The 14,808-nt window shown below is 62.6% G+C and carries 15 protein-coding genes and 2 tRNA genes; 9 read left to right on the top strand and 8 right to left on the bottom strand.

Annotation, left to right across the window (positions count from 1 at the left end):
- Window positions 1–144 precede the first annotated feature (144 nt).
- A complete protein-coding gene (locus tag NTD88_RS22575; RefSeq protein ID WP_095157646.1) occupies window positions 145–330 on the bottom strand; it encodes a hypothetical protein in 186 nt (61 codons plus the stop codon).
- Window positions 331–485: 155 nt separating this feature from the next.
- Between NTD88_RS22575 and NTD88_RS22580 the strand changes: the two genes are divergently transcribed.
- Window positions 486–1,214 (top strand): peptidase C39 family protein, encoded by a 729-nt coding sequence (locus tag NTD88_RS22580; RefSeq protein ID WP_262155047.1) that lies wholly within the window; start codon window positions 486–488, stop codon window positions 1,212–1,214.
- Between the two features lie 12 nt (window positions 1,215–1,226).
- Here the strand turns inward: NTD88_RS22580 and NTD88_RS22585 are convergent, their stop codons facing one another.
- Window positions 1,227–2,510: an NAD(P)/FAD-dependent oxidoreductase gene (locus NTD88_RS22585; RefSeq protein WP_095157642.1), complete on the bottom strand. Its 1,284-nt coding sequence runs from the start codon at window positions 2,508–2,510 to the stop codon at window positions 1,227–1,229.
- A gap of 214 nt (window positions 2,511–2,724) precedes the next feature.
- Here NTD88_RS22585 and NTD88_RS22590 point away from each other — a divergent pair.
- A tRNA-Val gene (locus tag NTD88_RS22590) sits at window positions 2,725–2,801 on the top strand.
- Window positions 2,802–2,954: 153 nt separating this feature from the next.
- Here the strand turns inward: NTD88_RS22590 and NTD88_RS22595 are convergent.
- Both NTD88_RS22595 and NTD88_RS22600 read right to left on the bottom strand, forming a co-directional pair.
- Window positions 2,955–3,383 (bottom strand): helix-turn-helix domain-containing protein, encoded by a 429-nt coding sequence (locus NTD88_RS22595; RefSeq protein ID WP_262155046.1) that lies wholly within the window; start codon window positions 3,381–3,383, stop codon window positions 2,955–2,957.
- Between the two features lies 1 nt (window position 3,384).
- Window positions 3,385–3,702, bottom strand: a complete 318-nt coding sequence (locus tag NTD88_RS22600; protein WP_315975170.1) for a DUF4258 domain-containing protein — start codon at window positions 3,700–3,702, stop codon at window positions 3,385–3,387.
- Between the two features lie 321 nt (window positions 3,703–4,023).
- Between NTD88_RS22600 and NTD88_RS22605 the strand changes: the two genes are divergently transcribed.
- The 5 genes from NTD88_RS22605 (at window position 4,024) to NTD88_RS22625 (ending at window position 9,145) form a co-directional block, all read left to right on the top strand.
- Window positions 4,024–4,100 (top strand) — tRNA-Val (locus NTD88_RS22605).
- A gap of 250 nt (window positions 4,101–4,350) precedes the next feature.
- Window positions 4,351–5,742: an amino acid permease gene (locus NTD88_RS22610; protein ID WP_262155045.1), complete on the top strand. Its 1,392-nt coding sequence runs from the start codon at window positions 4,351–4,353 to the stop codon at window positions 5,740–5,742.
- A 55-nt stretch (window positions 5,743–5,797) separates the two neighbouring features.
- Window positions 5,798–7,180, top strand: coding sequence for an NAD(P)/FAD-dependent oxidoreductase (locus NTD88_RS22615; RefSeq protein ID WP_262155044.1), 1,383 nt, complete (start codon window positions 5,798–5,800; stop codon window positions 7,178–7,180).
- A 16-nt stretch (window positions 7,181–7,196) separates the two neighbouring features.
- Window positions 7,197–7,547, top strand: a complete 351-nt coding sequence (locus NTD88_RS22620; RefSeq protein WP_262155043.1) for a cupin domain-containing protein — start codon at window positions 7,197–7,199, stop codon at window positions 7,545–7,547.
- A gap of 86 nt (window positions 7,548–7,633) precedes the next feature.
- On the top strand, window positions 7,634–9,145 hold the full coding sequence (locus tag NTD88_RS22625; RefSeq protein WP_262155042.1) for a CoA-acylating methylmalonate-semialdehyde dehydrogenase: 1,512 nt from the start codon (window positions 7,634–7,636) through the stop codon (window positions 9,143–9,145).
- 91 nt (window positions 9,146–9,236) lie between these two features.
- On the opposite strand, the gene NTD88_RS22630 is transcribed toward NTD88_RS22625, so the two are convergent.
- Both NTD88_RS22630 and NTD88_RS22635 read right to left on the bottom strand, forming a co-directional pair.
- Window positions 9,237–10,673 (bottom strand): PucR family transcriptional regulator, encoded by a 1,437-nt coding sequence (locus tag NTD88_RS22630; RefSeq protein ID WP_262155041.1) that lies wholly within the window; start codon window positions 10,671–10,673, stop codon window positions 9,237–9,239.
- A 137-nt stretch (window positions 10,674–10,810) separates the two neighbouring features.
- Window positions 10,811–11,029: a hypothetical protein gene (locus NTD88_RS22635; protein ID WP_262127917.1), complete on the bottom strand. Its 219-nt coding sequence runs from the start codon at window positions 11,027–11,029 to the stop codon at window positions 10,811–10,813.
- Between the two features lie 150 nt (window positions 11,030–11,179).
- On the opposite strand from NTD88_RS22635, the gene NTD88_RS22640 reads away from it, so the two are divergent.
- Entirely contained in the window at window positions 11,180–11,734 is a 555-nt protein-coding gene (locus tag NTD88_RS22640; RefSeq protein WP_110972640.1) for an NADPH-dependent FMN reductase, read from the top strand.
- 37 nt (window positions 11,735–11,771) lie between these two features.
- On the opposite strand, the gene phnX is transcribed toward NTD88_RS22640, so the two are convergent.
- Window positions 11,772–12,599 (bottom strand): phosphonoacetaldehyde hydrolase, encoded by an 828-nt coding sequence (gene phnX, locus NTD88_RS22645; RefSeq protein ID WP_262155040.1) that lies wholly within the window; start codon window positions 12,597–12,599, stop codon window positions 11,772–11,774.
- Between the two features lie 49 nt (window positions 12,600–12,648).
- On the bottom strand, window positions 12,649–13,755 hold the full coding sequence (locus tag NTD88_RS22650) for a 2-aminoethylphosphonate--pyruvate transaminase (protein ID WP_262155039.1): 1,107 nt from the start codon (window positions 13,753–13,755) through the stop codon (window positions 12,649–12,651).
- 109 nt (window positions 13,756–13,864) lie between these two features.
- Here NTD88_RS22650 and NTD88_RS22655 point away from each other — a divergent pair, with 109 nt between their 5' ends.
- Window positions 13,865–14,728 (top strand): LysR substrate-binding domain-containing protein, encoded by an 864-nt coding sequence (locus NTD88_RS22655; protein ID WP_095157632.1) that lies wholly within the window; start codon window positions 13,865–13,867, stop codon window positions 14,726–14,728.
- The last annotated feature ends 80 nt before the right edge of the window (window positions 14,729–14,808 follow it).

The raw sequence follows: 14,808 nt of genomic DNA on the forward strand, positions 1-14,808 counted from the left end.
AAAAAAAAATGGACTCGCCGTAAAGGCGAAAGGGGCCGGCAGCCTCGCCAAAAAGAATGGATAAGCTCAGAGCACTCAAGCCCAAAGCCCCCCAGTATTCCGTGAAGAGCCTTTTTTATGCTCAGACGAGCGCGAACAGCAGATTCAGTGGGCGCCAACGTGACGACGAGCCACTCGACGAGGTGCCGGCGCTGGTGCATTCACGGGCGGCTCGGGATTCTGATGGTGCAGGTGATGCCGACGGGCAATACGCAACACGCCCCACAACATGGCAGCCGCGACACTCAGCCAGGCTGCGATCAACATGAAAATAACCATGGTCAGGCTCATGGGTGCCTCCTTCTTCAGTACAGGCAGGACCAGTAACTCAGACACCTCATTAGTCTAGACGCTCACTTATTTCAGGCTATTGACCGATGGTCTGAGGCCTTGGGCCGCTTTGTTCTAAGGCGGACGCGGGCTATACCGATGCCGCCTGTCGGCCTATGATCGCCGCTCAAGCCCGGGCGTTGCCTGCCTGGCATCCGCTCAAGCGAGGACCCATGCCGATCCTTTCCACAACGCCACGCCGTCTTTTTGCCGCCTGTCTGCTGGCCGCGACCCTGGCCGGCTGCGCCAGCCAGCCGTCTTCCGAACTCAAGCAACTGCCGCAACGGGTCGAACTCGGCACGGTGCCGTTTTTCCGGGGCAACGCCAACCAGAGCGCGCCGATGGCATTGGCGGCGATCCTCTCGCAGCAAGGCGTACGCATCACGCCGGGGCTGCTGGAAGGTGCGCTGAAACTGCCTCAGGAGCAGGAACGCCTGCAGACGTCGATGCAAACCGTCGCCCAGCAATACGGCATGGTGGTGTATCCGCTGGACAGCAAGCTGCCGGCGCTGCTCACGCAGGTGGCGGCGGGCAATCCGGTGCTGTTGCGCTATCAGGAAGGTTCGGCGTTCTGGAGCGAGCCGCGTTACGCCCTGTTGGTCGGCTACGACCGCTACAAGGAGCGTGTGCTGCTGCGGGCGGGGAACAGTCGGCGGATGCTGATGGACTTTGATTCGTTCGAATCGGCGTGGAAGAAGGAAGGGGGCTGGGCGGTGCTGGTGCAGCAACCGAAGCAACTGCCGGCCCAGGTGGACCGGCAACGCTGGCTCAAGGCGGCGAATGACCTGGCCCAGGCAGGCCAGGAGCAGGCCGCGCGGCAGGCCGTCAACGCCCTCGGGCGCTGACGGCCGCCAGGCTTACACGCCCAGGCGGTCGCGCAGGGTGTAATACCAGGCGCCGATGGCGCTGAATGGTACGCGCATCAGGTGACCGCCCGGGAACGGGTAGTGCGGCAGTTCGGCGAAGGCGTCGAAGCGCTCGGCCTGGCCGCGCAGCGCCTCGGCCAGCACCTTGCCGGCGAGGTGGGTGTAGGTCACGCCGTGACCGCTGCAGCCCTGGGAGTAGTAGATGTTGTCGCCCAGACGACCCACTTGCGGCAGGCGCGACAGGGTCAGCAGGAAGTTGCCGGTCCAGGCGTAGTCGATCTTCACGTCTTTCAGTTGTGGGAACGCCTTGAGCATCTTCGGACGGATGATCGCCTCGATGTTCGCCGGGTCACGGGCGCCGTAGACCACGCCGCCGCCGAAGATCAGGCGCTTGTCGCTGGTCAGGCGGTAGTAGTCGAGCAGGTAGTTGCAGTCTTCGACGCAGTAGTCCTGCGGCAGCAGGGTGCGGGCCAGTTCATCGCTCAGCGGTTCGGTGGTGATCACCTGGGTGCCGCATGGCATCGATTTGGCTTGCAGTTCCGGCACCAGGCCGCCGAGGTAGGCGTTACCGGCAACGATGATGAACTTGGCGCGAACGCGGCCGTTCGGGGTGTGCACCACCGGGTTGGCGCCACGGTCGATGCGGATGGCCGGGGACTGTTCGTAAATCTTGCCACCCAGGGATTCCACGGCAGCGGCTTCGCCCAGTGCCAGGTTCAGCGGGTGGATATGACCGCCGCTCATGTCGAGCATGCCGCCGACATAGCTGTCGCAGGCGACCACTTCGCGCAGGCGGTTCTTGTCCATCAGTTCCAGCTGGGTGTGGCCGAAGCGCTCCCAGAGGCGCTTCTGCGATTCCAGGTGGCCCATCTGCTTGTTGGTCACGGCGGCAAACACGCCACCGTCTTTCAGGTCGCACTGGATGTTGTACTTGGCCACGCGCTCGCGAATGATGCGGCCGCCTTCGAAGGCCATTTGCCCGAGCAGTTGTGCCTGGCGCGGGCCGACGGTGCGCTCGATGACATCGATGTCGCGGCTATAGCTGTTGACGATCTGGCCGCCGTTACGGCCCGACGCGCCGAAACCGACCTTGGCGGCTTCCAGCACGGTGACTTTGAAACCGTTTTCCAGCAGGAACAGCGCGCTGGACAGACCGGTGTAACCGGCGCCGATCACGCAGACATCGGTCTCGACTTCTTCCTGCAGGGCAGGGCGCTGTGGCACCGGGTTGGCCGAAGCGGCGTAATAGGACTGTGGATAAGGAGTGGCGGCCATGGGGCGGTACCTCGAATCTGTGTGACTTTGTAGTTGTGTGTTTTGTATTTTTTACGAATGTGCAGATCCTATCAATAATAATAAACACCCGCCAGCCGGACGGTCGAAAACAGCGAAAACCGGGTTTATGCGTAAATAATTTTATTATTCAGTGGTTTAGCTGAAAAAAGCTGTTGACACACTTTGTTGAGCGCGTAGAATGCCGCCTCACAGCAGGCACATAGCTCAGTTGGTTAGAGCACCACCTTGACATGGTGGGGGTCGTTGGTTCGAGTCCAATTGTGCCTACCAAACATCACCGCTCCTGTTGGCGGTAAATCAGAAAAGGCGATCCGAAAGGGTCGCCTTTTTTGTTTTTTGGGAAAATTGTAAAGCGCTGCTAGCCAGTCAGTTAAACCTCTTGGGGCCCTTTGCGAGCAAGCTCGCTCCTACAGGGGCGTCCTTTTATGCGGCCATCTCGGTCCATTCATGATTTCTGAGCTCAAACACGGCTGACTCATCGGCCTTGGCGTTCGGCTCAACTATGATTCTGCCGAACTGAGCGTGGATGTAGGCGCAGTAGTAGGCCCGAACCGCGACGTCTGCCGGGCCTGGAACAGCGTCAACGCCTTTCTTTTCCCAGTTGGCAACAGTCTGAACATCGACGCGAAGAAGCGCTGCAAGCTCTTCTTGGACCAGATCCTGCTCTTTTCTCAAGAAGCGGAGTTGGTGACCCGACATGGGCGTTTTCTGGCAAAGGATGTCGCCGGCAATCGTGCGATGCAATCCTTCCAGGTTTTCGATGACTACCCCGTCTCCATAAGTGGTTTCCACAAATTTGTAGCCATTTTTCAGGTAGATGCCATCCAGGCCGCAACCTGTGTATTCGTACATTTCATACCTCCCATACGGTGATGGCAAAGAGCTGACCAGGAGCGACGACCGGCTCCACGGCCGCAACGATACAAACGACATTCCGAGGCGCGGGTTCGCTCATGCGGAACTCAAAGCTTTTGTGCTCTGCGCTATAGCTGGGCCCGCGGACGATGCTTCCACGCTGGAGGCACCGTAAAACCTCGATCGTTGAGACTCCGCGTTGACCCATTCGCTGCAGGCAGTGCTCGGTGAAAATGACCCTGGATGAATCCTTGGCCAACACATGGACAAGTTCCTCGAGCTGCTGCTTCGTCCATAAAGCCTGACTGCTCTTCATATAAACCTATAAATTTTATAGGTCGCGTCATCTTAGTGCGCAACCTTGTCCAGTCAACTGACCGTTGAATGAAAGTCAGCGGTTTCTACGAAAACCGCCGTTCTCAGCCCATCGCCACCAGACAGGCGGTCCTCCTTGAATGCAACGTATCTTCACTGTCGTGGCGACGGCTTCAGTAAACTCGAGTCCTCCAGAGGTAACGTGCTTTTTTTGGTTTCAGAATTTGATTCGACGGATTTGAAAGTCGCTGATTTTTTTGCAGATTTCCCGCAACTCGGTGTTGACACACTCTGCCGTTTGCGTAGAATGCCGCCCCACAGCAGGCACATAGCTCAGTTGGTTAGAGCACCACCTTGACATGGTGGGGGTCGTTGGTTCGAGTCCAATTGTGCCTACCAAACATTACCGCTCCTGTTGGCGGTTAAACGAAAAGGGCGATCCGCAAGGGTCGCCCTTTTTGTTTTGCGTGTTTTATTTTTACACCCCTTCTCCAAGGCGCCTGCGGGCGCCTTTCTTGTTTCCGGTTCTTCATACATTTGTACGAAGTGGCCGCGTCCAGCCCGGATTTTGACGATGTTCAGTCCCCCGGCACCTGCATAACCTCCCCACAGGCTGCGTTGATTACCAATAACAAAAAGGAGACAACCAATGCCTGTACAAACCGAGCATGACCCGCGTTTAAAGCGTGCACTCAAGACGCGACACATCAGTATGTTGGCCCTCGGCGGCGTGATCGGCGCCGGGTTGTTCGTCGGTTCCAGCGCGGTGATCGCCTCAACCGGGCCCGGCGCATTCATCACTTACGCCATTACCGGCCTGATCGTTGCGCTGGTGATGCGCATGCTGGGCGAAATGGCCGCCGCCCATCCCACTCAAGGATCGTTCGTCGATTACGCCCGCATGGCCTTCGGTCGCCCGGCCGGCTACATGACCGGCTGGCTCTACTGGTATTTCTGGGTGATCGTGGTCGGCTTCGAGGCCGTGGTCGGCGGGCAGATCATTAATGGCTGGTTCCCTGATCTACCGGTGTGGGCCATCGCCCTCGGCCTGATGGTGGGCATGACCTTGTTGAACCTGATGTCGGTGCATTCCTTCGGGGAGGCCGAATACTGGTTCGCTGGTATCAAGGTTGTGGCCATCATCGTCTTTCTGTTGGTGGCCGGTGCCTGGGCATTCAATCTGTGGCCCGGTTCCACCGCGAGTTTCGCCAACCTCACGCAACACGGCGGCTTCCTGCCTCACGGCGTGGGTTCGCTGTTCACTGGCGTGGTGGTGGTGATCTTCTCCATGACCGGCGTGGAAGTCGCCACCCTGGCGGCCGCCGAGTCGGAAGATCCGTCGCGCAACATCCGCAAGGCCGTCAACACGGTGATGCTGCGGATCCTGGTGTTCTTCGTGCTGGCCACGTTCTTCATCGTGGTTGCCCAGCCGTGGACCGAAATCACTCCCGGCAAGTCGCCTTTCGTCACCACCCTGGAGCGCATCGGCATCCCTGGCGCGGGTGACATGCTCACGCTGGTGATTCTGGTGGCGGTGCTCTCGGTGCTCAACGCCGGTCTCTACACGTCGTCGCGCTTGCTTTACGTCCTCAGCTCCAATGGCGAGGCGCCGCGCTGGATCGCCGCCACCAGCCGCAAGGGTGTGCCGGTGCGCGGTGTGATCGCTTCGACCCTGGTGGGTTACGGCTGCGTGGTGATCGCCGCCATCTGGCCCGACACCGTGTTCCAGTTCCTGATCAATTCCTCCGGCACCGTATTCCTCTTCGTCTACCTGATGATCTGCCTCTCGCAACTCAAGTTGCGCCGCCGCTGGGTGGCGGAAGGATCGCTGAAGTTCGCCATGTGGGCCCATCCGGTGCTGCCACTGCTGGTGACCGGTTCGATCATCGCGGTGCTGGTGAGCATGGCCTTCGACCCGTCGATGCAACTGAGCCTCCTGCAATGCGTGATTGCCATCGTCGCCATCGCCGCCTCCTACCTGGTGCTTCGGGTGTCCGGCAGCAGCACCGGCGTGAAAGGCCGGCCGGCGGAAAACGCTTAACCAAGCCGTATCGGACAGCGCCCCGCTGCGGGGCCGTCAATGGGAAGCCAACAGCATGTCAGCGAAATTTGATTTGACCCACTTGCCCAACAAACCGCTCTGGTTCGAACCGGCCCAGCCGCGTGCACGGCTGGACGGCGCGGTGGAAGCCGATGTCGCCATCGTCGGCGCCGGTTACACGGGGCTCTGGACGGCCTACTACCTGCTCAAGAGCGATCCGTCGCTGCGGGTGGTGCTGGTGGAAAAACGCGAAGTCGGCTTTGGTGCCTCCGGTCGCAACGGTGGCTGGGCCTCGGCGATCTTTCCGATTTCCCTGAACCGCGTAGCCGAGATGTATTCCCATGGCGCGGCACTGGAACTGCAGGCGGCGATGAACGACACCGTCGATGAGATCGGTCACGTCCTCGCCCTGGAAGGGGTCGAGGCGGACTACGCCAAGCAGGGTTTTCTGTCGCTGGCCCGCAGCACCCCGCAGATGAACCGGGCGCGAGCGACGGTGGAAGCCTCGGCGCGCTTCGGTCTGCCTGATCAGTGGCGGACCCTCGATGCCCGCGAAGCCCAGGCCAGGGTCGGTGCCGGGAATGTTGTCGGCGGCCTTTACACCGAGCATTGCGCGCTGATCCACCCCGGCAAGCTGGTGCGCGGTCTGGCCCGTCTCGTCGAGCAGATGGGTGCGACGATCTACGAAGGTTCCGAGGTCACCGGGCTGACCCCGGGCCTGTTGAGCACGGCCCAGGGTTCGGTAAAAGCCGGTATCACCGTGCGCGCCACCGAGGCCTTCACCTCGCAGCAGCCGGGCCATTCACGGTTCGTCATTCCGTTGTATTCGCTGGTGCTGGCCACCGAGCCGCTGCCGCTGGAACTGCGCCGCACGCTGAACCTCGACCAGCGCCTGGCTTTCAACGATATGCGCCATTTGCGGGTCTACGGCCAGGTCACCGCCGAGGGCCGGTTGGTGTTCGGCGGCCGCGGTGCGCCGTACAACTGGGGCTCGCGGATGTCGGAGCAGGCGGATCTGGTGGACAACATCCACGGCAAGATCCACGCAACGATGCTGGAGTTCTTCCCGGCGTTGCGCGACACCCGCATCACCCATCGCTGGGGCGGCGCCCTGGGCGTATCCCGCGACTGGTGTCCGACCGTGAGCATCGACCGCAAGAACCGCATCGCCTGGGCCGGCAACTACGTGGGCGACGGCGTCGCCACCAGCAACCTGGCCGGGCGGATCCTGCGCAACCTGATTCTCGAGCGTGATGAAAGGATCAATCACCTGCCATTCGTCAACCACCGTTCCCCGGACTGGGAGCGCGAGCCCCTGCGCTGGCTGGGTATCAACAGCGGGCTGGCTGCTGCCTCGCTGAGCGATATCGAAGAGCGCGTCACCCATCGACCCTCCCGTACCGCGATGCTGCTGGAAAAGCTCACCGGTGCACACTAACTGACAGGAGAATCCCGTGACTGCTTTCACGATCATCAAATCCACCACCCTCCAGGCCATGGCCCTGAACCCCGCCGGCCAGCGCGTCGGCGCCGACCAGGGCGACCCGCAGATCGCCACCCAGCGCCTTGCCCCTGAAGCGGTGGGCAGCCTGGGCGTGTGGGAGTGCCAGCCGGGTGGTTGGCCGGTAGTGAACCGTCCCGACACCGAGTTCACCTACATCCTTTCCGGCCGCGCCAACCTCACCGATGACGCCAGCGGCGTGGTGGTGGAAGTTGGCGGCGGCGACCTGATCATCCTGCCGCCGGGCTGGACCGGGCGCTGGGACGTGCTGGAAACCGTGCGCAAGGTCTACGCCATCTACTGATTCACGCTGTCCTTTCTTTTCACCCCGACCGGCGAACCACGGGCCACGCACCCGGGTTCGCCGGTCATCTCCAGAGAACAAAAAGCATGACTTCTAGCATCGCAAACTGGATTTCCGGCGCCGTCGCCGCCACCACCAGCGGCCAGCAACTGCCGGTCTACAACCCGGCCACTGGCGTCGTCACTGCCCAGGTGCAACTGTCCAGCCACGCCGATGTGGACGCGGCCGTGGCCAGCGCCAAGGCCGCGTTCCCGGCCTGGAGCAACCTGCCGCCGTTGCGCCGCGCCCGCGTCCTGAATAAATTCCTGGCGCTGCTCAACGAGCACCGTGATGACCTTGCCCGGTTGATTACCGCCGAGCATGGCAAGGTCTTCACCGACGCCCAGGGTGAAGTCACCCGCGGCATCGAGATCGTCGAGTTCGCCTGTGGTGCGCCGCAACTGCTGAAAACCGATTTCACCGATCAGGTCAGCACCAACATCGACAACTGGACCTTGCGCCAGCCGCTGGGTGTGGTCGCCGGTATCACCCCGTTCAATTTCCCGGTGATGGTGCCGATGTGGATGTTCCCGGTCGCCCTGGCCACCGGCAACACCTTCGTCCTCAAGCCCAGCCCGATCGACCCGAGCGCCAGCCTGTTCATTGCCGACCTGCTGAAACAGGCCGGTCTGCCGGACGGCGTGTTCAACGTGGTGCAGGGCGACAAGGAAGCCGTCAACGCGCTGCTGGTCCACCCCGACGTGGAAGCGATTTCCTTTGTCGGCTCGACCCCGATCGCCAACCACATCTATGAAACCGGTGCCCGCCACGGCAAGCGCGTGCAGGCGCTGGGCGGCGCGAAAAACCATCTCGTGGTGATGCCGGATGCCGATATCGATCAGGTGGTGGACGCGCTGATCGGTGCCGCTTATGGCTCGGCCGGCGAGCGTTGCATGGCGATCAGCGTGGCGGTGTTCGTCGGCGAGGAAACCGCCGCGCAGGTGATGCCGAAACTGATCCAGCGCACCCAGGAACTGAAAGTCCTCAACGGCACCAACCTCGACGCCGAAATGGGCCCGATCGTGACCCGCACGGCCCACGAGCGCATCACCGGCTACATCGAACAGGGCATCGAGGAAGGCGCGACCCTGCTGGTGGACGGTCGCGGCTTCAACGGCGAGACGGCCGGCGAAGGCTGTGGCGATGGCTTCTGGCTGGGCGGCACGCTGTTCGACAACGTCACCACCGACATGCGCGTCTACAAGGAAGAAATCTTCGGCCCGGTGCTGGCTTGCCTGCGGGTCAAGGACTTTGCCGAGGCGGTGGAGCTGATCAATGCTCACGAATTCGGTAACGGCGTGAGCCTGTATACCCGTGACGGCCACGTCGCACGCGAGTTCGGCCGGCGCATTCAGGTGGGCATGGTCGGCATCAATGTGCCGATTCCGGTACCGATGGCCTGGCATGGCTTCGGCGGCTGGAAGAAGAGCCTGTTCGGCGACATGCATGCCTACGGCGAGGAAGGGGTGCGCTTCTACACCAAACAGAAGAGCATCATGCAGCGCTGGCCGCAGGGTACGGCCAAGGGGGCAGAGTTCGCCATGCCGACCAGCCAATAAGCCATAAGCCATAAGCGGCAAGCTGCAAGAGAAAGCAGGCGCGGTGCCTACTGCCTTTTCTTGAAGCTTGCCGCTTGCTGCTTGAAGCTGCTCAAGACAGGAGTTCGGTGTTGCGCCCGGCCTGGATAGCGATCCAGAAGCGGGCGATGCCCTGGGTGGTGGTGGGCTTGATGCCGGTCAGTTGCTCCACCAGCTTCAGCCGATAGACCAGGGTCTGGCGATGGATGCCCAGGTCCAGGGCGGTGGCTTTCCAGTTGCCGTCGTTGTCGAGGAAGGTCATCAGGGTGGTCACCAGCGCCGCGCTCTGGGTCCGGTCGTGTTCGATCAACGGGCCGAGGTAGCGACCCACCAGTGCGCGGGCTTCGGCGAGGGACTTGGGCGCCATGATCAGCCCGGTCTCGACTTCGCCGTAACGCAGCACCGGCGCGTCGAGTTCCCGGGCCTGGGTTAGCGCCAGTCGCGCCTGGCGGACGCTTTCGCGGAACCCGCTGGCGGCGGCAATCGGCCCGCTGACGCCAATCGCGGTGCGCGGCCCAAGGCTGTTGCGCAGCGCTTCGATCAGGGCGCTGTCGTCCCGGCAAAGCGCCAACAGTCGACCGTTGTCATTCAGCAGCAGCGGCCCGGCGTTGTGCAGGGCAGGGGCGTGGTGAACCTCGTCGGGCAACCAGGGGCCCTTGCTGTCCGGCAGAATCGCCAGGCTCACCAGGCGCCCGGCAAGGCCGCGGCGCTCCAGTAGCGGCCGGGCCAGGGAGAATTCGGTTTCACTGTCCAGCAGGCTGCGTAGCAACGCCGAGCCTTCTTCGCGCTGTTGATCGCGGTGAATCATCAGGCGCTCCAGTTCGACTCCGAGCAAGCCCACCAGCGAGCGCAGCAGAATCGAGTCGTCCGCATTGCGTTGCAGCTTGCGCGCCATCAGCAGATTGGCCCGCGCTCGCCCGGCGATGGGGATGCGCTCCACGGACTGCGGGTCAGGATGGGGGGCATGGGTCTGGACGATGGTGGCGCCGCTCACCGCGTCCTCGATGGCCAGGTCCAGGCCCAGGGCGTCGCCGAGGATCCTCAGGCGCCCGGCCATCTCCGGCTCCTTGCGCAGGGCTTCAGCGTAGGTCTGGAACAGGCGTTCGCTGGCGTTGAAGCGATCACGCTGGGCCTGCAGGACGCTTTCGATCACATGGTGGGAGAGCTTGACGAACTCCAGCTCGAAGCTGGCGTGCAGCAAGGGGAACATCAGGCGATCAGCGGTCTCCAGCATTTTTGCCGAAAGTGGTGGAGCGTCGGGGCGGGGCGCGATCACCAATGCACTGGGATTGCTCTGCACCAAGTGTTCCAGCCAGGCGACCTGCTCCTCTTCGCCAGCCGGCAGACCCAGGCCCGTGGTCATTACCAGATCGCCGGGCGACACCCAGCGCCATGGGTCGGGCAAGTCGACGGTGTGGGCCCAGGTGATCAGCCTGCCGGTGCCGGCCAGCCCGGCGACGGCCTGCAGCTTCAGCAGTTCGATATCGATCAGGTCCTGCACCGTGAGCATTGGGTCTTATTCCAGGGGGTGGCGAGCATGCGTCATGCGCCCGACAGGTGGGGCATGATCTCAGATGCGTAAGGAAATTTCGCGTCTTGCACACGGCAAAACGGCCCGTGAGGCGGGCCGTTGGGGGTATGAGGGGATCAAGGAATCCGGATAATCTCCACGCCGCTCTGCACCAGTTCGAAGCGATCATCTCCCAGATGATTGACCCGATCACCGATGGCGAGGCGGTACGTGGTAATCGGCAATGAGGCGGCATTTCCATCGGCCTGGAGAGTAGCTTCCTGAAACTCATGCACGGGATAGATGCGTCCTTCAGCGTCCCGTGCATGAAATTGCCCGACCAGTACTGCTGTCATTTTGCTTGCGACCTCTGAAAAAAATGATCTCTGTGGGCCATAGACCATGGCGCGCAGGGGGAAGTTTTGTGCGCCAGGAAAAAAACCTCACAGGCAGGGCTCATCATCTATAACTACCAATTCCCTTTATTCGTACAGGTGGAAGTGGTCATGAGCCAGGTTTATACGGTTGCTGTGCTGGTTGGCAGTCTGCGCAAGGCGTCTCTGAATCGCAAGGTCGCCCAGGCGCTTGGTGAACTGGCGCCGTCGAACCTTACGTTGAGAATCGTCGAAATCGGCGATCTGCCGCTCTACAACGAAGACATCGACACCGATCCACCCGCAGCCTACAAGGCGTTCCGCGAGCAGATCAAGAGCAGCAATGCACTGCTGTTCGTCACCCCGGAGTACAACCGTTCGGTACCGGGTGCGTTGAAAAATGCCATTGACGTGGGGTCGCGTCCTTACGGACAGAGCGCCTTCAGCGGCAAGCCGGGCGCGGTGGTCAGTGTTTCGCCGGGGGCGGTGGGGGGCTTTGGCGCCAACCATCATCTGCGCCAGTCGCTGGTGTTCCTCGATGTGCCGTGCATGCAGCAGCCAGAGGCGTATATCGGCGGCGCGGCGACCCTGTTCGATGAGCAGGGCAAGTTGTCGGAGAAGGCGCGGCCGTTTTTGCAGGGCTTTATCGACAGTTTCGCCAAGTGGGTGGCGCGGCATCAGGGTTGATGTCAGGGGCCGCAACGCGGCCCCGAATTGCATTGGCTTAAACCGACTGCGGCATTTCCCCCGCCGCCAGCCGGCGGTTGATATCCGCCACCACCGCCGGCAACTCGTTGAGGGTGTCGATCAGGTAATGCGGGCGTGAGCCCTCGAACAGTGCAGTGATCCGCTGGCGCTCGCTGGCCAGCGTTTCCGCGTCCAGCGCCTTGTAACCCTCATAGGTCAGGCCCAGGGCGTTGCCCGAACACACCAGCGCCACGGTCCACATCCCGGCACGGCGACCTTCGAGAATGCCCGGTACGGTGTCGTCCACCTTCACGCACGCCGCGACATCATCGATACCCAGCGCGATCACGTTGGCCAGCGCCTGTGCCGGCCATGGGCGGCCATTGGGCGTTTCGTCGGTGGCCACGACGTGGTCGGCGACGTAGCCATTCTGCGCCGCAAGTTCCACCACCTTGTCCATCACCACTTTCGGGTAGCCCGAGCAGGAGCCGATCTTCAGCCCGTCGGCGCGCAATTGGCTGATGGTGTCCAGGGCGCCGGGGATCAGCGCCGAGTGCACGCCGATCTTTTCGATCTGTAGTGGCATGAAGCGGTTGTAGAGGGCGGTCACATCGTCGTCGCTCGGCGCGCGACCAAACACCTTGCGGTAACGCTCGGCGATCTGCGGCTGGTCGCACAAGGTGCGGATGTGATCCCACTTGCCCATGCCCATCGGCCCGCGGGCCTCTTCGATGGACACCTCGACGTCGAATTCGGCGAAGGCCTCGACGAAGATCTGCGTCGGCGCGAAGGAGCCGAAGTCCACCACGGTGCCGGCCCAGTCGAGGATCGCGGCTTGCAGGCGTTGCGGGTTGCTGTAGTTCATTACGGAATTCCTTGATCGTTCAAGCGGCAAAATCGGTGAGGGTGATGAATCAGATATCCACGACTTCCATTTCCCGCAGCACTGCGGCCACGGCGTTCACGGCGGCGCGCATGCCGTCCGGTCCGACGCAGCCGATGCAGCCGACGCGGAAGGTCTCGACCTCGGTCAGTTTGCCGGGGTAGAGGATGAAGCCCTTGGCCTTGACCCGTTCGTAGAAGTCCTTGAACTGGTAGCGGCTGTCGCGTGGAGCATGGAAGGTGACGATGATCGGCGCCTGGATCGCTGGCGGCAGGAAGCTGCGCAGGCCCAGCCTGGCCATGCCGTCGAGCAATGCGGCGCAATTGTCGGCGTAGCGCTGGTGACGGGCGGGCAGACCGCCTTCCTCGCTGTATTGCAGCAGCGCTTCGTGCAGCGCGGCGACCACATGGGTCGGCGGGGTGAAGCGCCATTGGCCGGTTTTGCTCAGGTAGGCGTGCTGGTCGTGCAGGTCCATCGCCAGGGAAGGGCTGTTGCCTTCGGCGGCGGCCAGGGCGTTTTTCTCGGCGAAGACGAAGCCCATGCCCGGCACGCCTTCCAGGCATTTGCCCGAGGCGGCGATCAGGGCGGTGAACGGCACCTGCGCGGCGTCGATCGGCAGCGCGCCGAAGGAACTCATGGCGTCGATGATCAACTGCTTGCCGTGGCGGGCGACGACCTGGGCGATCTCCGCCAGCGGATTGAGGATGCCGGTACTGGTCTCGCAATGGATCAGCGCGACGTGGCTGATGCTGGCGTCTTCGCGCAGCAGGCGGTCGACGTCGGCGGCGGTGGTCGGTTGGTCGTCGGCGGTCTGGAAGGTGCTATACGCGCGGCCCAGCACTTTGCAGATCTTCGCCAGGCGCTGGCCGTAGGCGCCGTTGATCAGCACCAGAACTTTGCCGTCGCGAGGCACCAAGGTGCCGATCGCCGCTTCCACGGCAAACGTGCCGGAGCCTTGCAGCGGCACGCAGTGGTGGCTGGCGTGGCCGTTGAGGATGGTCAGCAACTGCTCGCAGAGGCTGGCGGTCAACTGGTTGAAATCGCGGTCCCAGGAACCCCAGTCCATCAGCATGGCCTGGCGGGTGCGCGCCGAGGTGGTCAGGGGGCCGGGGGTCAGCAGGACAGGGGCGTCGGACATGGGGGTTCTCGCTGGCGGTGGGCAGAATCTATGGGCGCTACGTTGCAATTCCGCGCTCCATCAATCAAATTGTTTATCGTTATGCCAGCCATAAGTCAGGCCGATAGATATGAACCTGTTCCAGCTCCGCGCCTTCGATGCCGTCGCCCGCGAAGGCAGCTTTACCCGCGCCGCCAGCCGCCTGTTCATCAGCCAGCCGGCGGTCACCGGCCACGTCAAGGCGCTGGAGGAGCACTACCAGATCACCCTGTTACGCCGCACTGCGCGGCGGGTCGAACTGACCGAGGAGGGCATCCGTCTGGCGGCTATCACCCGCGCGCTGTTCAGTCTTGCCGAAGAAGCCCAGGCCATGCTCGAAGCCAACCGGCAGTTGCTCACCGGGCGCCTGGAAGTAGCTGCCGACGGTCCGCACCGGGTCATGCCGATGCTGGCGCTGCTGCGCGAGCGTTATCCGGGCATCACCGTCAACCTGCGCCTGGGCAATGCTCAGGAAACCCTCGCCGCGCTGCTGTCGGAACACGCCGATGTGGCGGTGCTGACCGAGGTCGAGCCCCGCAAGGGGGTCTACCTGCAAAGCCTCTCGGCGTCGCGAATCTGTGCCTTGCTGCCGGCCACCCACCCGTTGGCCGAAAGCGAACACGAACTGCCCCTGGCCGAGCTGGACCGGCAGATCATGGTGCTGCGCGAACCCAGCTCGATTACCCGGCGCACCTTCGACCAGGCGTGCGCCGCTGCCAGCGTGCAGCCGCGGGTGCTGCTGGAACTGGACAGCCGTGAGGCGGTGACCGAGGCGGTGGCGGCGCACCTGGGCATCGGCATCGTTTCCTCGGCGGAGCTGAGCCACGACCCACGGGTGGTGGCGCGCCCGATCGAGGGCGCCGGGCTGGTCAACCAGCACATGCTCGGTTGCCTGGAGCGGCGTCGGGAGTTGCGTCTGATCCGGGCGTTTCTCGAACTGGCCGGCCAGGACTGAACACTGGTTTTTTCCGCGTGCCGGCCTAAGATGCCGGTCAAACACGACTCAAGGCGAAACAGCGTTGAAAACGGAGAAAG

The organism is Pseudomonas sp. 20P_3.2_Bac5 (assembly GCF_025466035.1).
Classification (GTDB): Bacteria; Pseudomonadota; Gammaproteobacteria; order Pseudomonadales; family Pseudomonadaceae; genus Aquipseudomonas.